Source organism: Vibrio azureus (genome assembly GCF_002849855.1).
Taxonomy (GTDB): Bacteria; Pseudomonadota; Gammaproteobacteria; order Enterobacterales; family Vibrionaceae; genus Vibrio; species Vibrio azureus.
The window spans coordinates 2,047,076-2,065,920 of sequence record NZ_CP018616.1 but is presented as its reverse complement, the minus strand read 5'-3'; the positions used below and the strand labels follow the sequence as shown (position 1 = coordinate 2,065,920).

Here is an 18,845-nt window from a genome sequence, read left to right as displayed (position 1 = left end):
AGTATGAGCAGATGGTGTCCCTACTGGTTTCATCGATAGCTCCTTGGTTCAAAACGCGCTTCATCTAGAGGGTAAGTGCTGGACAGCTTACTGATTCAGTATTTTGTTGTCTTTTTTATATCGACCAACTTAGGCATAACTTGAGCAAAAAAACATCAGTTTGTGTAAGTCTGTTACAGCAACATATTTAATAGATTACACATGCAACTAGAGCAATAATCAATAAACAAGCTTACTTCTTATAAATTATTGAGAAGTCGTTCACAATTACTTACATATTAGTGAGTTACTACGATGAGAGAGCTGTTTAAAAGCGGCGAGCTGATTGGTCTTTAGTCGATAGCGAGTTGGAATAGGTAAGACATGTAATAGGTAATCTGAACTCTGAGCGGCAATCTCTTTTACAGGAGAAATGATCATGACGCTTAAGTTTGGGTTTCGATCCAAAATAGATTGTTTTATCCCATGGCCTTGCTCAATATGAAAGTTACCCGCGATATGGATGATTTGAGACCCCGGAAATTGACTGAGATAGTCAGTGATCGACTCTGCCATGGTTTCATCCCAAGTGATTTGTGCGGCGTATTGACGTTCGGTTTGCTCGGTAGGACCATGGTGCATAGATGACATAAATTTATCTTTATATGGTCTACTTTGAGTATTGATAGTCCGAGCAACCCATAAGCGCTCCTTCTCATCAAGTTTGTTAAGATAGTCAATACCTTCTCGTCCTATACACCGAACAATATTTTTGGGTGCATTAGAGGCTATCACAGGGATTTGTTTATGTTTGGCCAGTTCGATAAGTGGACGATAATCACTTTCGTAATTTGGCCATGCGCGAGTTTGTTGCTTTAAAAACTGCTCTCCGATTTTGTTATCGAGATAGTGGTTGAGGGGCGTCTGTGTGTCACGACTGAATTGCTCCATTGAAAGTGCAACTTGACGTTGGGCACCAGAAACCTGGTTTAAAAGTTCTGCTTGAAATCGATGTATGCCTGGATGTGTGTGCCATTCGCCGATAAGTATGACGTCAGCTTGCTTCAATTCTGTGGGTAAAGTTTGGAGAGAAACAGCCTCACCAGTGGGTGTATAGAGCTGGTAATCGTAAAAAGTAGTCACTTGGTTTGGTGCAATGCTATGGCTTAATGGTCGAGAAGATAGGCAGCCAGTGAGTGAACCCATCACAAGTAGGCCAATGAATAACACGCGCATTACAACCTCCAAACTTAATTTTCGAACCGCTGACTTCAGGACATGGGATTGAGAGTAATATGTCCTGAAGTCATTTGGGACAAAGAATACCGAAATGGAAAAGTTGAATCAATGTAAATGAGAATTACTTTCACTAAGGTGCGAGTGAGCGCATCGATTGGTTAGTTTTTCGGTAAACACGCAGCATAAAATCGGCTTCACATGAAAAGACGGTGCAACTCTTCAGCTTATTGCGCAATTCATCGCTGGCTTTCCAAGCAAATGGTGTCATTTGAAGTAAGTCAAAAGCGGCACCATCTTTCAGTTCCATCGTGTAGTTGAGCTTTTCTTGATGCTCTAAGGTAAAACCGTCGATGATTTCTGGCTCTTCATTATGCAGGCGGACACTTTGATAAATGTGCTCACGAAGTTGATAAAGATGACGCCCTGCAGGGGTTACTGTAATCACAACACCATCTTCTTTCACCACACGCTGTAACTCTTGTGCTTTGCATGGCGCATAAATACGAAGAATGCTATCCAATGACCCCTCAGCAAATGGTAAGCGGTGACTGGAAGCCACACTGAATGCACAATTAGGGTAACGTTTAGCAGCGTAACGAATTGCCACTTTAGAGATGTCTAAGCCGTAAACAATGGCTTGATCATTTTTTGCGACCAGCGATTGTTGAATTTGTTCGGTGTAATAGCCTTCACCACAACCGATATCTAATAGTTGAGGCTGTACTCCTTGAGTGTAGTGAGCGCATAGCTGTGCCACTTTTTGGCGCATAGGATCATAGTAATTGCCCTCAAGGAATCGACGACGAGCTTGCATCATGTCTTTATTGTCACCGGGATCTTTTGAGCGTTTGTGATGAGCGGGCATCAAATTCACATAGCCTTCTTTGGCAAGGTCGAATTGATGGTTGCTTGCACATTTGAATGTTTTATCGGTCAGTTCAAGAGCCTGATGACATAAAGGGCATTGATAATTCATTGCAATCTCTAGGAGGGGAGTTGGGTTGCAAATTCTATCAAAAAGAGTCGCGTTGCGGAACATCATGAGCCGTCATTGGCGGCTCATGATGTTAAACTGATTCAATTATCGGCTCGAAATCATCGAAATGAGCTCGTGGCTTTCACCAGGTTCTAAGGTTTTGCCTTGCTCAAGGCTAGGAGCATGAACACTGGATTCAACGCAGAGCATGGTCTCGTAACCATGGTCAGTCATATCGGTCATCGCCTTTGCACCTTCAGCCCAAGGGTTCCATAACACCGCAGAATTATGCCCATGGTTAATCACGGTTAGGGTTCGGTTGAACACAGGATCTTCAACCAAAATCTGAGCTTCAGGCTGAGTGTAAACACGATCAATGGTCTCTGTCAGTATCAGAGTGTTTTCACCTTGACATGGCTTACCCGATTGTAAGTTATCAAGGTACTCGTTACCCATACCTGTTGTTTTTGTTTGTCTTACGTCCCCGATGTTAAGGTACGTATGCAGAGCACCAGAGAATGTCCAAGGTGTAGAGTCGGTATTGGTCACTTTAAGTGATAGTTTCAGTTCCTCACCGATCTCGGCAATCAAGCGTGCATCAAATTGATGAGGCCAAAGTTGATGGGTAGCTTGCGTAGCAGGTAAAGCCAGTTCAACAATGACGCCATGCTCACTTTCTCTGTGTTCGACTAATGTCCATTCTGCTGTACGTGCAAAGCCATGTGCTGGGTTAGCGATACGACCAAACCATGGCCAGCAGATTGGAATACCACCGCGCAGGGCAGTCTGATTGTCAAAGATCGCATTGTCACTCATCCAAATAAGGTCATGTTGTCCTGTTGGCTTAAATGATAAGACGTGACCGCCATGCAAAGCGATACCAGCAGTTGCTTTATCATGAATGATACGTACTACTTTGATTTGATCGATCTCTACGATACTGACATGATCGGAAAGAACGGTTAGGGTTGGGAGAGAGTGTAAATCCATCTGGTTTCCTAAGCGAAATACTCTGTTTGACCGAAGTCGAGTATAAACACGTTGATTCAATTCCAAATACAAAAAAGGCGACACAAAGGCCGCCTTTTGAACAAGATTTAGCGCTAAACGCTCATCTTAAGTAATGAATTACTTAGAGATGTGTGCGATTAGGTCTAGAACTTTGTTTGAGTAACCGATTTCGTTGTCGTACCAAGATACTACTTTAACGAAGTTGTCAGTTAGTGCGATACCAGCTTTAGCATCGAATACTGAAGTTTGAACTTCGCCGATGAAGTCTTGAGAAACAACTTGATCTTCAGTGTAACCTAGAACACCTTTTAGAGCGCCTTCAGATGCTGCTTTCATTGCTGCACAGATAGCTTCGTAAGATGCACCTTTCTTAAGGTTAACAGTTAGGTCAACAACAGAAACGTTAGCAGTTGGTACGCGGAAAGCCATACCAGTTAGTTTGCCGTTTAGTTCTGGAAGAACAACGCCTACTGCTTTAGCTGCACCAGTTGAAGATGGGATGATGTTTTGAGAAGCACCACGGCCACCACGCCAGTCTTTCACTGAAGGACCGTCAACTGTTTTTTGAGTTGCAGTTGTTGCGTGAACTGTTGTCATAAGACCAGATTCGATACCGAACTCGTCGTTAAGAACTTTAGCGATTGGCGCTAGACAGTTAGTAGTACAAGAAGCGTTAGAAACGATGTCTTGGCCTGCGTAAGTGTCTTGGTTAACGCCCATTACGAACATTGGAGTTGCGTCTTTTGAAGGACCAGTTAGAACAACTTTCTTCGCACCAGCAGTGATGTGTTTACGTGCAGTCTCGTCAGTTAGGAAAAGACCTGTTGCTTCTGCAACTACGTCAACACCGATTTCGTCCCATTTTAGGTCTTCTGGGTTACGTTCTGCAGTTACACGTACGATTTTGCCGTTAACGATTAGGTTACCGCCTTCAACTTCAACAGAACCGTTGAAACGTCCGTGAGTTGAGTCGTATTTTAGCATGTATGCCATGTATTCAACGTCGATTAGGTCATTGATACCTACAACTTCGATGTCAGCACGCTCTTGCGCTGCACGGAATACGAAACGACCGATACGGCCAAAACCGTTAATACCTACTTTGATAGTCATTATAGTTGCTCCACAACTTAATTTCTGATTAAAGATAACTGGTAGTAAAATTACAGAATCCAGTAAACATCTGCAAGAGATAATCGGACTTAACTTGTTTAAAGTCAAAAAAAAGGTAAGCTTTTTTTAACAATTTATCGCAAGTGCTCACTTTTTAAGCTCTGCAGTGGGTGTTCTTTACTCCAGTTGGCGTAATATAACTGTCGACACGAATGCTCGTATCAAATTAATTACACATGGTGTCCCGGTGAGAAAGTATGTGCTACAACTGTTACGAGAAGCAAGCTTTTTGCTCAAAAAGTCACGGTTAAAAATAAAAAATAAGGAACAGGAATTGATAGAAAAAAATGGATTGAAAATCATAAAGCCAGATGAACATTGGCGTGAACAGCTGTCAGATGAGGAATACCGAGTTTGTCGTCAGCAAGGTACAGAACCGCCTTTCTCAGGTAAGTTACTGCATAATAAAGAGGAAGGGGTTTACCTTTGTACCTGTTGTCAAACACCGTTATTTTTCTCTGATAACAAGTATGATTCAGGATGTGGTTGGCCCAGTTTTGACGCGCCAGCGAACAGTGAAGCTGTGCGATATATTGAAGATCTCAGTCACGGAATGGTGCGTACCGAGATCCGATGCATGGCTTGCGACAGTCATTTGGGCCATGTCTTTGAAGACGGTCCAGCCACAACGGGTGAGCGATATTGTGTTAATTCTGTGTCGTTAATTTTCAACAAATCTGGTCAAGATGGCCAATAATTGCTCAATACTGTTTTATCCTTTCAAAATGACACGATTGAGCTTGGTTAACGATTTTTAATGTTGAACCACGGTGTATTCGTATGACCACCAGCCTGAAAACTTGCTCGCCCTTTGGGAGCGTGTCACTGAGCCGACTTCTTGCGTCAAACAACTTGGAAAGAGCCTACTATTCCGCTTCGTTGTCTTCCTTGAATTCGACTCAGTGGCCTCGCTCTGAATCAAGCATCTTGAGGTCACTTGGGTATAATCGTGACTCTTATTTTTACTGTGGTACAACGGGCGTGTTGATGGTGTCTAAGTAAGCATTGATTTGGTCGGGGGAATATTTCCCTTTTTTGATCGATTTAGCGACGCGTTTTGCTAAATCTTCTAATTGCTCATATTTAGCGGGCTGCTTAAAAGCGAACATCCTCTCCAGTTTGTCTTTGCTGGTAATTGGCATATCGAATTGTTTGGCGACCATGGTCCATAAGTAAGCTTGCTCCTTATTTCCAAGCTCTTGATTCAAACTTGCCAAAGTGTTGAGTATTTCAGGCTTGAGGTTATTTGTGTCGGACATCGAGAGGGCATTATTAAGCAGTTCGACCGTTTTTGCAGCATCTCTTTTAGCGTAAAAGGTCGCGAGGGCATACTGCATTTCAGCAGTGTTGAGTTGTGGCGTGCCTTCCATACGTAAAAATAAACGTCGAGCTTTCATATCACCGGTTTGAGACCACAAGAAATACAAAGTTGCAGGTTGGGTAGAGCCTTGAAGTTCAGCCACGATTCGGTCAAGTTCGTTAATGCTATGGACTAATGCATCAAATCGACTTCTTTTTAATTCACTTTGATCAATAGGTGTAATTTGAGAAGCCAACTCTAAACATTTGCGGTATGCCGCTAACAAGCCATATTCTTTGATCTTACTTGCTTCTGAATGATCTTGGAGTTGTTCGTAGCGATGCCATATCAAATTAGTACGGGGAATCCGACACCGACCGTCATTGATATTGAGCTGTTTGCATTGTAATTCGGGTTGCTTCTGACACAGTTCCTCTGTGGTGACATTACCGTCAAAGCAGCCCGTTAACGTTAAACAAAAAAGTATCGGTAGTCTGTATAGGACATTGACCTTTGGAAGAACTGGGAATCTTGAAAAAGTTATGACTCTTGAAGAAGTCTTCATTAAAGCGTTTTTTCGTTTCATAGATTTTGCTTGTGATCCGTTACACCAATTTATTTTGTAAACCTTGACTCTGTCTGCAATGGCGTTATGTTCTGTGATCAAAATGTTAGTAAGGGGCACATTATGGACGCAGAGCAACTATTAAATGCGATCACACCAGAAGTCTATGAACGGTTGATCTATGCAGTAGAAACGGGCAGATGGCCAGAAGGTACACCGTTATCTCAAGAACAAAGAGATTCATGCATGCAAGCCGTTATGTTGTATCAATCAAAACATAACACGGATGCACAGCATATGACAGTTGCAGCTGGTGGAGAAATCAGTTTTAAATCCAAGCAAGAGCTTAAAAAGCAATTTAATCAAGAAGAAAGCGATATTGTTCGCGTTAACCCAAACCAACATTAATTTTTCTTGAGAGTCGCGTTTGGTCGCTTATTGCAGAGCCCAACATTCAAAATTGGGCTCTGTATCAAGTCTGAAATAGCGTTTAGAGGCTCATTTCACCGCGCAGCACTTGCTGCATGCGCTCCTTGATCTGCTCATAAGTGAGATTTTGGCTCAGCAGGTAATGCAGTTTTGCTAAAGCTGCTTCAGGCGTCATATCGAAGCCACTGATTACACCCGCATCAGCCAGCGCACACCCTGTTGCGTAGCCGCCCATGTTAACTTTTCCTGCAAGACATTGAGTTAGGTTTACCACGATGACACCACGCTCGGAAGCTTCTTTTAAGTGGTTGAGAAGATCCGGATTTTGAGGAGCATTACCCACTCCAAAGGTCAGAAGGATCATCGCATTAACAGGTTGGCGCAATGTGTTACGAATCACTTCGTGTGAAATGCCAGGATACATGGTAATCACACCAATTGGTTGCGGTGTAATATTATGGACTTTGAACTCACCTTGTGGCTTTTCATTAACCTGAATGTTATTGCTGACTTGAATATTGATCCCAGCTTCGAGAAGTGCAGGTAAATTCGGGGATGTAAATGCATTAAAGCCATCAGCGTGTGATTTAGTACTGCGGTTCCCTCGCATCAGCTGATTGTTAAAGAATAGCGTGACTTCATTGATTGGGTAGTTTGCTGCAATATGAAGAGCATTAAGGAGATTTGCTTGACCGTCAGAGCGCAGCTCAGCTAATGGGATCTGAGAGCCTGTAACGATAACAGGTTTGCCCAAGTTCTCTAACATGAATGATAAAGCAGAAGCGGTGTAGGCCATGGTATCTGTACCATGCAAGATGACAAAACCATCATACTTTTCATAGTTGACACGAATATCATCGGCGATTTGCTGCCAGTCAGCTGGCGTCATATCCGACGAGTCAATCAAAGGGTCGTATTCGTGAATGGTGTACTCTGGCATTTCAGGGCGATGGAATTCAGGCATGCTTGCCAATTGTTTTTCCATAAAACCAGCGATAGGGACATAGCCATGCGCGGATTTCTGCATACCGATGGTGCCACCAGTGTAAGCGATGTAGATGTGTTTTCTGGTCATCGTTCTACTTTTTTGTATGTAAGGGAACAGTGGCGGGGATTATAACGGAATCGCATCTAATAAAAAGGGGCATCTCAATGAGAACGCCCCTTTATTGTTTTCTTTATAAATTTTCTAACAAGACAAAGCTTGTAAACAGTCTATTGAACTTGGCAGTTCAAACAAAATGCATAGATTCCCTTTGGATCATTGAAGCTCTGAAGCAAACTTGCATCTTGGTTCAACTGTTTAGCAATCGGTTGAAGGCTCTTAGGTACCAAGCTCATCGCGTCGACACCATAAGAGACTTTCACTTGCTGCATGAACTGCTGTAGGAAGAGTTCAGCAGGTGACAGTGGCTCTTCAATCCAGTTGAGGTCGTATGATTCAAGGTTAGCTAATTGTGCTGCTGCATCAATGGCATCATCAAAATCACCCATTTGATCGACCAGATTAAACGACAATGCATCTTGACCTGTCCAAACGTGACCTTGTGCGACGTGATCGACTTCAGTTAACGGAATGTCTCGGCTAGAGCTGACTAGGGTCGTAAAGCGTTTGTAGCCGTGATTAATGCCAAGTTGGAAAGCTTGTGCTGCACCTGCCGAGAGGCCTGTTGTGATACCGTCACCAGAAAACGGCGAAGTGCCAATACCATCAGTATTGATGCCTAATTTGTGTAAGCTCTTTTCAAAGGTAGTAATCACACTGAAAATGCCAATCGATCCTGTCAGGGTCGTCGGTTGAGCGATGATTTTATCTGCGCTCATTGAAATCCAGTAACCACCTGAAGCCGCTAGGCTCGACATGGATACGACAACCGGTTTACCAGCTTCTTTGAGGGCTAATACTTCATTTCTGATCACTTCAGAAGCAAAGGCGCTACCGCCAGGGCTATCGACGCGGAGTACAACTGCCTTCACTTTATCATCATTACGAGCTTGACGAAGTTTGTTTGCAATTGTGTCACCACCGATGGTCCCTCTTGGTTGCTCACCATCTAAGATGGTACCGCTGGCAACAACCACTGCGATTTCATTGTCTGAGTTCGCTGGGTTAGAAAGTACTGTGGTGCGGTATTCATGGTAATCAATGGCATTAAAACTGTGTTTATCGTCCTGGCCAAAGACATCTATCAGCTGTTTGCGCACTTGTTCACGAGTTGCAAGCTCATCGACTAAGCCTTTGTTGAGTGCGAGTTGAGCAATATCCCCTTCAACAGCTTCTAGATCAGCGAGCAGCTCTTCCATGGTTGGATTAAGCGTGCTGTTAGCAAACTTGCGGTTAGAAGCAACATCATCGACGTAAGCACTCCAAAGTTGAGTGATCCAACGGGTGGTCGATTCTTTTGCTGCCTCAGACATATCGTCGCGAATAAAAGGCTCTATGGCAGATTTATAAGTACCAACACGGAAGACATGCGTTGATACATCGAGCTTTTCAAGCAGAGACTTATAGTACATTGAGTACGCACTGTAGCCTTTAATCATCACTCCACCATCTGGCGCAAGGAAGATTTTATCAGCATAGCTCGCTAAATAGTATTGGCTTTGGTTATAGAAGCTTCCAGTCGCATAGATCGGTTTTTCAGACGTTTTAAACTCATTGAGTGCTTTTGCAATGTAGCGCAACTTGGTTAAATTGGTTTCTTGCATGTTGCCAAGAGCCAGAACCAAACCTGATACTTTTGGGTCATCTTTAGCATGACGAATGGTGTCGACGATATCGAATAAAACGTTTTCTTCAGGTATGTCGCCACCAAAAGCAGACCCTGTAAGGGAATCCATCGCACTGATGTAGTGACTTTGCTCGACAATTGAGCCAGATAGATTCAAAACCAGCGCCGATTCTTTCTCGAGAACAGGTTGCTCAGGTGCACTGTAGGTTAATGCGAAGTAAAGAGTGGCAATGAATACCAGGAAAAGTACGTTTGCCAAGGCCAGTCTGATGAAGGTAATAACTTTCCATATTCCCTTAAAAATCAGACCAATAAGTTTGAAGATGTTTTTCATTTTTTCCCCATAACGGAATAGTGAGCCTTGTCACGAAATAATGAACCTTGTCACAATGGCGCAGTATTTAATCTTCTGAAAGGTAATAACGGTTCAGCATATCATGAGCGTAGGATAATTGGCATATTTTGTAACGAGATTGATTTGTGTTGCAAAAATGTAAACGAGTGTTTGATTTTTATGTTTGCGACGCTTAAAGTGGTCTGACCATAATAAAAATGGATGCTGAATAATGTCTGCCATGTACCCAAATATGTTAAAGCCATTGGACTTAGGTTTTACGCAGTTACGTAACCGCGTTTTGATGGGCTCAATGCACACCGGATTAGAGGAACATAAAGAAGGCCTACAAAAGCTCGCTGCTTTTTATGAGGAGCGAGCTAAAGGTGGCGTAGGCTTGATCGTTACGGGTGGCTTTTCGCCTAACCTTCGCGGTCGACTTCACCCCCTGAGTGCTGAATTTAGCAAACCCAAACACGCTAAAGCACATAAAGTAGTGACTGAAGCTGTGCACAGACAAGGTGGCAAAATTGCTTTGCAGATCTTACATGCTGGACGTTATGCAATGCATCCATTTGCTCAAAGTGCTTCGGACATTAAAGCGCCGATCGCGAAATTTGCGCCTAGTGAAATGAGTGTTCGCCAAATAAAAAAGACCATTGATGCCTTTGCAAACAGTGCAGAGTTAGCACAGCTTGCGGGCTACGATGGTGTTGAACTCATGGGCTCAGAAGGTTACTTGATTAACCAGTTTTTATGTAAGCGCACCAATGTGCGCTATGACGATTGGGGAGGCAGTTATCAAAAACGCATGCGGTTTGCGGTTGAAATTGTCAAAGCAGTGCGTAAAGCCGTCGGAGAAAAGTTTATCATTATTTTCCGGCTCTCGATGTTAGATCTTGTCGAGCAAGGCAGTACCTTTGAAGATGTGATCGAGCTTGCAACAGCGCTGGAAGATGCGGGTGTCTCACTGATTAATACGGGCATCGGCTGGCATGAGGCTCGGATCCCAACGATTGCAACGCAAGTGCCTCGCGGAGCCTTCACTTGGGTGACTGAAAAAGTGAAGCCTCATGTATCAGTACCGATCATTACGTGTAATCGTATCAATACACCAGAAGAAGCAGAACGTATTTTGAGTTCTGGACAAGCTGATATGGTTTCAATGGCACGTCCTTTCCTGGCTGACCCCTATTTTGTTTCTAAGGCTGAGCAGAAAAAATCCAAACTAATTAATACCTGCATTGGTTGTAACCAGGCCTGTTTAGATAATGTTTTTCGTGGCAAACGAGCCAGTTGTTTAGTTAACCCTCTGGCTTGTTATGAAACAGAAATTGTCGTTGAACCCGCATTTAATCAGAAAACCATTGCCGTTGTCGGAGCTGGGCCGGCTGGATTAGCATGTGCTACTACACTGGCTGAACGGGGGCACAACGTTGATTTGTTTGAGAAGAATGATCGTATCGGAGGACAATTCCGCTTAGCAATGCAGATCCCCGGTAAAGAAGAGTTCCGAGAAACAATCCGCTATTTTGCCAATAGGATCGATGAAACAGGTGTGAACCTTCATTTAGATACGGAAGCGGATTTCGATTTACTTAGTGAATATGATGAAGTGGTTATGGCCAGTGGTGTTGAGCCACGTAAGGTTCATATTGATGGCATTGATACACCTAATAAAGTTGTGGACTATCAAACTCTCATTCGTGATAAAACCATTTTGGGTGAAAAAGTCGCAATTGTTGGCGCTGGTGGTATTGGTATCGATGTCGCAACCATGATCACTGAGCCTTCTGAACAAACCTTAGATGACTGGTTGCAAGAGTGGGGGATAGATAAAGAAATGTCCCATCCGGGAGGGTTATTCCCATACCCTGAAGTGCTCAGTGATAAAGAGGTTTGGGTTTTGCAACGTCGTAAAGGAAGAGTTGGGAAAGGTCCCGGTAAAACAACTGGTTGGATTCACAAACGGACGCTTGAAAAACGTGGTGTGCACCTTATTGGTGGTGTCGCCTATGACAAAATTGATGAGCAGGGTTTGTACGTTCATGTAAACGGCCAATCTCAATTGCTAGACGCTGACAAAGTGGTCATTTGTGCTGGGCAAGAATCGGTTCGTCCTTTTGAAGATAAGTGGTCAAACTTTGGTGACAAGCTGCATATTATTGGTGGTGCGGATTACGCAGGCGAACTCGATGCCGTTCGAGCGATTCGTCAAGGGGTAAAATTAGCCGTGGCTTTATAAAGTCTTAGAGTTGGCCCAGATTATAACCCGTTAATAAAGCGCGCTGTAGGCATAGCGCGCTTTTTTATTTCTTTTGTATTTATACCCTTACAAAACCGACCGTTAATCGCAGGGCCTGATTATGCTAGAGTTAAAAAGTACGATTTTATACAGAATTCATAAAGGATATGCTCATGGAAGCTCTTGATCTTTTGCTTAATCGCCGCTCAATCGCCAAATTGTCTGAACCAGCACCAGAGGGTAAAGCATTAGAGAATATTATTCGTGCAGGCCTAAGAGCGCCTGATCATGCAGGTCTTACTCCTTGGCGTTTTGTGATTGCTCAAGGCGATGGCCTGAAAAAACTGTCTGATATTTTAGTGAAAGCAGCACAGGCAGAAAACAGTGATGATGCGATCATTGAAAAAGTAAAAAATGCACCTTTTCGCGCACCTATGGTGATCACTGTGATTGCTAAAGTGACCCCTCATGACAAAGTGCCAGCGTTGGAGCAGCACCTGTCGGCTGGTTGTGCTGTTCAAGCGATGCAAATGGCAGCGGTTGCGCAAGGCTTTCAAGGCTTTTGGCGCTCGGGTAAATGGATGTTCCATCCCGAGGTACATCAGGCCTTTGGCTTGGAAGGGGAAGATGAGATTGTCGGTTTTCTTTATCTTGGTACGCCAGGGTGTACTCCATTAAAAGTGCCAGAACGAGATCTCACTCAGTTTGTTGAGTTTATCTAACCAGTTGTAGAATAGAAGCTGTAAATCAGAGTATCTTGCGGTCAATGATGAGCGTATCTGTTTATTTATACAGTTTTTCTTGATTTACTAGGGTGACATTAGATAATGTCACCCTAATTAATTTTACGATTTGATCATTATGACTCGTCTGTTTATTGCCGAAAAACCCAGCTTAGGTCGCGCGATTGCGTCGGCATTGCCTAATCCTCAGAAGAAAGAACAAGGATTTATTCGTTGTGGCAATGGCGATATCGTCACTTGGTGTATTGGACATTTGCTGGAGCAGGTGGAGCCAGATGTTTATGACGAGCGTTATAAGAAATGGAACCTCGCCGATCTCCCTATCGTCCCAGAGCAGTGGCAATTGAGACCGAGGTCAAGTGCCAGTAAGCAGTTGACGGTTATTCGTAAGCTTCTCAAAGAAGCCTCTCAAGTGATCCATGCTGGTGACCCAGACAGGGAAGGGCAACTCCTGGTTGATGAGGTGTTAGATTACTGTAAGTTGTCTAAAGCTAAAAAAGAAGCCACCCAGCGTTTATTGATTTCAGACTTAAACCTACCAGCGGTAAAGCGAGCCATCAATACTATGCGTAGCAACCGCGACTTCATTCCTCTGTCCGTTTCTGCGCTAGCTCGTTCGCGAGCGGATTGGTTGTATGGGATGAACATGTCTAGAGCTTACACGCTGCTGGGACAGCAAGCGGGCTATCAAGGTGTGTTGTCAGTAGGACGTGTACAAACACCAGTTTTGGGCTTAGTTGTGCGGCGGGATGAAGAGATTGAACACTTTGTTCCGAAGGACTATTTTACCTTGCACGCACTGATCCCATATCAAGATCACAATGGTACATTCGACATTCGAGCTCGTTGGAAACCGAGTGAAGCGTGTAAACCTTGGCAAGATGAAGATGGCCGAGTCTTGAGCCGAAAACTGGTTGAGAACGTCGCGCAACGAATTGCTAATCAGCCCGCTACAGTAGTCGAATCTGAACAAAAGCAAACCAAGCAATCGGCCCCATTGCCTTACTCTCTGTCTTCATTACAAATTGATGCCGCAAAACGTTACGGCATGAGTGCTCAGCAAGTTTTAGATACTTGTCAGGCTTTATATGAAAGACATAAGCTGATCACCTATCCACGTTCCGACTGTCGCTATCTTCCTCAAGAGCATTTTGCTCAAGCCGCTTCCGTGACTGCCGCGATCAGCCATAATGACGCAGCGTTACAAACTGCTGTTTTTGGTGCAAACCTGAGTCTGAAATCTAAAGCTTGGAATGATAAAAAAGTCGATGCTCACCATGCAATTATTCCTACTCCTAAGCAAGTTAACCCCGCTGCGTTATCCGCTGATCAAAGCAAAGTTTACCAGTTGATTGCTCGTCAATACTTAATGCAATTTTATCCACCGGCAGTGTATGCTGAGGCGAAGTTAGTCTTTGATATTGCAGGAGGTACTTTTATTGCTAAAGGTCGACAGCTGGTTGAACCCGGTTGGAAAACCTTAATGGGTAAAACCGATAAGGAAGAAGAAGGGATCGATACGGTTCCTCCGTTAACGAAAGGGACAGTCCTTACCTGCCGTGAAGGAGAAATTAAGGATCGCAAAACTGAGCCTCCGAAGCACTTTACAGAAGCGACTTTGTTGCAAGCTATGACGGGTATCGCCAGATACGTGGCAAACAAAGAGCTGAAAAAAATACTACGTGAAACAGATGGTCTTGGCACTGAAGCGACCCGCGCAGGGATTTTGGATACTTTGTTTAAGCGTCAACTACTGACTCGGCAAGGAAAATCCATTCTCAGTTCACCAGCAGGGAGAGGCTTAATTCATGCTTTGCCAGAAGAGTCTACGTTTCCAGATATGACGGCACATTGGGAGCATCAACTGCAAGGTATGGCAGAGCGTAACCAAGCTTATTTACCATTCATGCAAGCGTTGGAGCAGCGTATTGATGGGTTAATGCAGCAAGTTAAACAGGGAGGTGTCCCAGATTCATTACGATCCTTACCTAAAGTAGAACGGCCAGCATTTAAACGTAAAAAACGCAGCTATAAGAAAAGCAAAACAACAGCGGCATCGGGAAGGCGCAAATCAACTCAGTAAGTGTTATACCTGTACCCAAGTAACCTCAAGATGCTGTGTTCAGCGAGACGTACTTAGATTTCAGGCGTGGAACGATGCTTAGATATTACATTAAGAGCCGTTAACAGCGTATGAATAAAAAACAAAGCGGCGTTGAGTGGTGCCGCTTTTGTGCTTGTAATGTATAAAACGCGTTCGTTACTCAAACATATCATCATGACTGTGAATGGCGCCTCGAACGTCATCCTGAGTCAGGACACGTTTGCCTAAATCTTGCTTGACCTGTTTGCCAAGATCAATCAGAGCATCACGATTTGCTTGGGTTTGACGTTTACCAGCACTTCTTAAGCAGTAATTGAGTTCGTGCTCTTCACTGAAGTTTACCAGATCTCTATCAGCAGCCATAACCTTCTCCTTAGTGAGTTTATTCTCAACAATAAGTCTGGTTTGAAATTGTATAAATTCAAGTTGTAACTTAGATAAAGCGCGCTGGGAAGAAGGTATTTATAAGAGCCGGTGTGTTTTTTACTATTTAACTGATTGAAATAAAGGGTTTACCAAGACCGTTCAGCTTCAGTAAAATTGAAGCCAGATTTTATCTCGCAACGAAGAAGAATTCTTATGCTTCCTCTGATCTACCATCCGATTTATTCACAACTTGATTTACCTGTGGGTCATCGTTACCCAATCATGAAATATGCCTATCTATACCAAGCTGTACTCGCAGAGCGAGAAAAAGGTCATTGGACGATCCCTGCTGTCTTTTTCCAACCAAAGCCACTTGGTATCGAAACCATAAAACAAGTGCATAGTGAAGAGTACGTCGATCTTTTGGTCAGTGGCCAGTTACCTGCTGCAAAGATGCGTCGGATAGGCTTTCCTTGGAGTGATGCACTCATTGAGCGTACGTTGACTTCTGCTGGTGGGACGGTAATGACCGCCGAAAAAGCATATGAACACGGAGTAGCTATTCATTTAAGTGGTGGCTACCATCATGCCCATCGTGATTTCGGCAGTGGCTTTTGTTTGTTTAATGATCTAGTACTTGCCGCTAAGCAGATGTTAACCATGGAAGCCATTGATAAAGTGTTGATCATTGACAGTGATGTTCATCATGGTGATGGCACTGCAACGTTATGCGCAGATGAATCGGATATCATTACTTTGTCTTTTCACTGCGATAAGAACTTCCCAGCCAGAAAGCCGGATTCCGATTTAGATATCCCGTTGGCAAGAGGGACAGACGACGCTGCCTTTTTATCGACCTTTAAAAGTGTGGTTGAAATGGCGATCAATCTGCATCGACCTGATTTAATTATTTATGATGCGGGAGTCGATATCCATACTGACGATGAGCTTGGCTTTTTAAATGTTTCAACTCAAGCTATCTATGAGAGGGATACCTTCTTGATGACATGTGCGAAACAAAACCAGATTCCCGTTGCGGCTGTTGTTGGAGGAGGTTACCGCAGTGAGCACGCTGACCTAGTTCCTATCCATATGCAGTTGATTCGTGCGGCACGAAGTGTATTTTCAGACTCCCAATAAAAATAATGTTGCCTATTGAGCGTGAAAAAACCGAGCCCATAAATAATGAGCTCGGTATGACTTATTGTGATGCTTGGATGCGGTCATCTAACCTAGGATGACTACTCAGCCATTGAGGATAGTTCATCGGCGAAGATGTAGATTGGTTCAGTAACTCAAACATCTCTACCATAGGTTTCGTCTCAGCATGTATGTTTAGCATGGCTTGCTTAGCAAAGAGGTCGGCTTCTCTTTCTGCTTCTTGGGTATATCGATTCATAAGAATAAATAGCCCCCCGGCGGCCATACTATCAATTAACATCGCATTATCGCCTGTGAGTAGCGCCATGCCTACGGAAAGCAAGCTGGAGTAAACCAGCCCTTTAAGCATATGGCGATGATAAACATGGCCAAGTTCATGGAAAAGCACACTATCCAATTGCTCAGGGGTTCTCATTAGGTTGATCATATCATCCAATATAATGATTTTTCCCCCAGGCAAAGCAAACGCATTTGCCCCAAAATCTGATGAGTAAAAAAAGATTTCTACATTGTCTAAAGGGACATTGAAGGCTGTTAGTTGATTTTTGAACCTTTGTCTTATTTGCTGTTGTTGCTCTTGGCTAATCTGAGAGGGCTGTAAACTCTCTTCCAAGGTTTGTAGAGTGATATCACCAAGTTTTTGGGTAAGCTTATGAGGTACAGCTTCGGCGATGCTATCACTGAACCAGGGCAAGATGTAGTGATAACTCCCTAAACCAAGGACAATCAACAAAAGCAGAGACGACAGCCAAATTTTTTGTTTTGACTCTAATCTACTTAGAAAGGTGGTATTCCCATATTGCTTAAGCCATTGATTGAGTTCTTGCGTTTTCTCAGGGATAAAAACCCAGCCACTTGGCAAAACAAAGCGATCGGGTAAATGTCCCATTGATTCAGATATCTCAATATGGTTTAGGTCGCAAATAAGCTTCTCATCAGCAACAGACAGTGCTACTGAATCAATTCGACTGACGTCAAGTTCTGCGTTATGTCGCACCGAAGACTTTGGTGGGAAAGCCTTTCCTTTAAATTTCATTAACCGATTCCAAGATCAATATTATAAGCTTGGGCAACTTCATCGGAGAAAGCGGATTTATCAGGTGTTGCTTGGCCAATAGCTTTGAGTTGCTCTAAATCACCGATCACCATCGTATTATTCATCACATAATGAGCAGTACGAACCATCACCCAAGGTCTGGCTAGTCCAAGAGTAAATATCTGGATAAGAATGTTGGATGCTGTTAACCAAAGGTGATCCTCTACCTTTAAGGTCGATTTAAACTGATAATTCGGTTCTTCTTGTTCTGTGATGTTGAGTTGAAGCTGAGAGAGAATATAATTTTGCGTTCTAACGGTTATGTAAGATTGGACAACTGCAACCAAGAGTAGTGCGGGGATAAAAATTAAAGCAAAAAGAGCCGTATCGAATGAACGCATTAATAGTAAATGTGATTGAGTACTCATAAAGAATGAACTGCGAACAGAAAGAATCACCATTGCAGTGATGCTCATGAGAACAGCGCTTATGGCGAAAGCTTTAAAAAATAATTGACTAAAGAAACCAGTTTCGAGTGAAGCACTGAATTTCAAATTGCCATATTGATAACCATTGACGAAATAATTCTTGACTCCTGAAAAAAGCCAAGCATAGAGAGCAATTATTACTGGCGCAATCATTACTATATAAATAATAGTGATTGCTTGCATATAATGATGGGGGAGAATTTTTACAACTACACTAAATAATATTCCCAAACCGAAAAATATAGCGAATGCGACAATGACACGACCAAGGATCACTGCATAGGCATCTGCACATGAAGCATTAAATGAAAAATGAACATTACGGTAGCTGGTCATTGCTGCATCAAATCGAGCGTTGCTCCACATAAACCAAGGAATAGCAAGATAAAAAATAAAAATTAAAATTTGACTTACAGAAGGAGAAAATAAATTAACAATAACGAACATGGTCATTATAGCTAAAGCCAATAATCTTCCTTTTAAAATTTGGTAAGGGGTGGCATGATATTCAAAGTTATCACCATTAAGAAAAGTATTACCATAAAAGTAGCGCATGGTTCTTACTTTTGCCCAAGGAGAATAAAGACCTAGAGTAATAATTGAGAGTAAAATGTTAACGATCCAAATACCAAAGAACTCGCCACTTTGGCCTTTAAAATTCATCCCGTTTGAGAGGTGTCGCTGATTCACAATTTTTCCTGACGTTTAATAAAAAAAAGATGCTAACACATCAGTAATATCAATTGAACTTGGTTTGATTGAGCTGATTTTATTATGCTTGTGGATTGAGGTAGTTAATTTTACTGGAAGCTAAAAAATTATGATTTCAAAGGCGTAAAAGTGTTTATTTTAATAGTGAAAATAAAACATGTTAGTAAGAAAAAATATTGATGTTTTTTCTCGATTATTCACACCAGTCGGGTGATGACCAGCGTAAATAATATACCCAAGTGACACGCTCCCC

16 protein-coding genes are annotated in these 18,845 nt (G+C 43.0%); 6 read left to right on the top strand and 10 right to left on the bottom strand.

All coding sequences use genetic code 11. The features are described from left to right. Window positions 1-267: 267 nt before the first annotated feature. The 4 genes from BS333_RS09345 to gap form a co-directional block, all read right to left on the bottom strand. Window positions 268-1,215 (bottom strand): ChaN family lipoprotein, encoded by a 948-nt coding sequence (locus BS333_RS09345; protein ID WP_021707954.1) that lies wholly within the window; start codon window positions 1,213-1,215, stop codon window positions 268-270. Between the two features lie 133 nt (window positions 1,216-1,348). Continuing rightward, window positions 1,349-2,194 (bottom strand): 23S rRNA (guanine(745)-N(1))-methyltransferase, encoded by an 846-nt coding sequence (rlmA, locus tag BS333_RS09340; RefSeq protein ID WP_021707953.1) that lies wholly within the window; start codon window positions 2,192-2,194, stop codon window positions 1,349-1,351. Window positions 2,195-2,299: 105 nt separating this feature from the next. Continuing rightward, window positions 2,300-3,184, bottom strand: a complete 885-nt coding sequence (locus BS333_RS09335; protein ID WP_021707952.1) for a D-hexose-6-phosphate mutarotase — start codon at window positions 3,182-3,184, stop codon at window positions 2,300-2,302. Between the two features lie 138 nt (window positions 3,185-3,322). Continuing rightward, window positions 3,323-4,318 (bottom strand): type I glyceraldehyde-3-phosphate dehydrogenase, encoded by a 996-nt coding sequence (gap, locus tag BS333_RS09330; RefSeq protein ID WP_021707951.1) that lies wholly within the window; start codon window positions 4,316-4,318, stop codon window positions 3,323-3,325. 337 nt (window positions 4,319-4,655) lie between these two features. Between gap and msrB the strand changes: the two genes are divergently transcribed. Further along, window positions 4,656-5,075, top strand: coding sequence for a peptide-methionine (R)-S-oxide reductase MsrB (gene msrB, locus BS333_RS09325; RefSeq protein ID WP_033003113.1), 420 nt, complete (start codon window positions 4,656-4,658; stop codon window positions 5,073-5,075). A 265-nt stretch (window positions 5,076-5,340) separates the two neighbouring features. On the opposite strand, the gene BS333_RS09315 is transcribed toward msrB, so the two are convergent. After that, the gene (locus tag BS333_RS09315; RefSeq protein ID WP_227739108.1) at window positions 5,341-6,264 is read right to left on the bottom strand and encodes a DUF2989 domain-containing protein; all 924 of its coding nucleotides are present in this window, start codon (window positions 6,262-6,264) and stop codon (window positions 5,341-5,343) included. 102 nt (window positions 6,265-6,366) lie between these two features. Between BS333_RS09315 and BS333_RS09310 the strand changes: the two genes are divergently transcribed. Next, window positions 6,367-6,651, top strand: a complete 285-nt coding sequence (locus tag BS333_RS09310; protein ID WP_021707948.1) for a YeaC family protein — start codon at window positions 6,367-6,369, stop codon at window positions 6,649-6,651. 82 nt (window positions 6,652-6,733) lie between these two features. On the opposite strand, the gene ansA is transcribed toward BS333_RS09310, so the two are convergent. Together ansA and sppA are read right to left on the bottom strand one after the other, a co-directional pair. After that, window positions 6,734-7,747, bottom strand: a complete 1,014-nt coding sequence (gene ansA / locus BS333_RS09305) for an asparaginase (protein WP_021707947.1) — start codon at window positions 7,745-7,747, stop codon at window positions 6,734-6,736. 140 nt (window positions 7,748-7,887) lie between these two features. Next, complete coding sequence (gene sppA / locus BS333_RS09300; protein WP_021707946.1) at window positions 7,888-9,738, bottom strand: signal peptide peptidase SppA; 1,851 nt, start codon at window positions 9,736-9,738, stop codon at window positions 7,888-7,890. 232 nt (window positions 9,739-9,970) lie between these two features. On the opposite strand from sppA, the gene BS333_RS09295 reads away from it, so the two are divergent. The 3 genes from BS333_RS09295 to BS333_RS09285 all read left to right on the top strand — a co-directional run bounded on the left by BS333_RS09295 (window position 9,971) and on the right by BS333_RS09285 (window position 14,809). Continuing rightward, window positions 9,971-11,983, top strand: a complete 2,013-nt coding sequence (locus tag BS333_RS09295; RefSeq protein ID WP_021707945.1) for an FAD-dependent oxidoreductase — start codon at window positions 9,971-9,973, stop codon at window positions 11,981-11,983. 173 nt (window positions 11,984-12,156) lie between these two features. Further along, entirely contained in the window at window positions 12,157-12,705 is a 549-nt protein-coding gene (locus BS333_RS09290) for an NAD(P)H nitroreductase (protein ID WP_021707944.1), read from the top strand. A gap of 139 nt (window positions 12,706-12,844) precedes the next feature. Further along, window positions 12,845-14,809, top strand: a complete 1,965-nt coding sequence (locus BS333_RS09285; protein ID WP_021707943.1) for a DNA topoisomerase III — start codon at window positions 12,845-12,847, stop codon at window positions 14,807-14,809. 177 nt (window positions 14,810-14,986) lie between these two features. Here BS333_RS09285 and BS333_RS09280 read toward each other — a convergent pair whose 3' ends face one another. Beyond that, entirely contained in the window at window positions 14,987-15,193 is a 207-nt protein-coding gene (locus tag BS333_RS09280) for a hypothetical protein (RefSeq protein WP_021707942.1), read from the bottom strand. A 216-nt stretch (window positions 15,194-15,409) separates the two neighbouring features. On the opposite strand from BS333_RS09280, the gene BS333_RS09275 reads away from it, so the two are divergent. After that, a complete protein-coding gene (locus BS333_RS09275) occupies window positions 15,410-16,336 on the top strand; it encodes a histone deacetylase family protein (protein ID WP_021707941.1) in 927 nt (308 codons plus the stop codon). Window positions 16,337-16,397: 61 nt separating this feature from the next. Here BS333_RS09275 and BS333_RS09270 read toward each other — a convergent pair whose 3' ends face one another. Further along, complete coding sequence (locus tag BS333_RS09270; protein ID WP_021707940.1) at window positions 16,398-17,393, bottom strand: M48 family metallopeptidase; 996 nt, start codon at window positions 17,391-17,393, stop codon at window positions 16,398-16,400. Then, entirely contained in the window at window positions 17,393-18,571 is a 1,179-nt protein-coding gene (locus BS333_RS09265) for a YjgN family protein (RefSeq protein ID WP_021707939.1), read from the bottom strand. The genes BS333_RS09270 and BS333_RS09265 overlap by 1 nt, the downstream gene beginning before the upstream one ends. Window positions 18,572-18,845 lie beyond the last annotated feature (274 nt).

Bases quoted from the DNA above. Each gene is read 5' to 3' on its own strand.
- ansA (WP_021707947.1), bottom strand. From the start codon at position 7,747: ATGACCAGAAAACACATCTACATCGCTTACACTGGTGGCACCATCGGT.
- BS333_RS09345 (WP_021707954.1), bottom strand. From the start codon at position 1,215: ATGCGCGTGTTATTCATTGGCCTACTTGTGATGGGTTCACTCACTGGC.
- sppA (WP_021707946.1), bottom strand. From the start codon at position 9,738: ATGAAAAACATCTTCAAACTTATTGGTCTGATTTTTAAGGGAATATGG.
- gap (WP_021707951.1), bottom strand. From the start codon at position 4,318: ATGACTATCAAAGTAGGTATTAACGGTTTTGGCCGTATCGGTCGTTTC.
- BS333_RS09295 (WP_021707945.1), top strand. From the start codon at position 9,971: ATGTCTGCCATGTACCCAAATATGTTAAAGCCATTGGACTTAGGTTTT.
- BS333_RS09315 (WP_227739108.1), bottom strand. From the start codon at position 6,264: ATGAAACGAAAAAACGCTTTAATGAAGACTTCTTCAAGAGTCATAACT.
- BS333_RS09290 (WP_021707944.1), top strand. From the start codon at position 12,157: ATGGAAGCTCTTGATCTTTTGCTTAATCGCCGCTCAATCGCCAAATTG.
- BS333_RS09310 (WP_021707948.1), top strand. From the start codon at position 6,367: ATGGACGCAGAGCAACTATTAAATGCGATCACACCAGAAGTCTATGAA.
- BS333_RS09335 (WP_021707952.1), bottom strand. From the start codon at position 3,184: ATGGATTTACACTCTCTCCCAACCCTAACCGTTCTTTCCGATCATGTC.
- rlmA (WP_021707953.1), bottom strand. From the start codon at position 2,194: ATGAATTATCAATGCCCTTTATGTCATCAGGCTCTTGAACTGACCGAT.
- BS333_RS09285 (WP_021707943.1), top strand. From the start codon at position 12,845: ATGACTCGTCTGTTTATTGCCGAAAAACCCAGCTTAGGTCGCGCGATT.
- BS333_RS09270 (WP_021707940.1), bottom strand. From the start codon at position 17,393: ATGAAATTTAAAGGAAAGGCTTTCCCACCAAAGTCTTCGGTGCGACAT.
- BS333_RS09275 (WP_021707941.1), top strand. From the start codon at position 15,410: ATGCTTCCTCTGATCTACCATCCGATTTATTCACAACTTGATTTACCT.
- BS333_RS09280 (WP_021707942.1), bottom strand. From the start codon at position 15,193: ATGGCTGCTGATAGAGATCTGGTAAACTTCAGTGAAGAGCACGAACTC.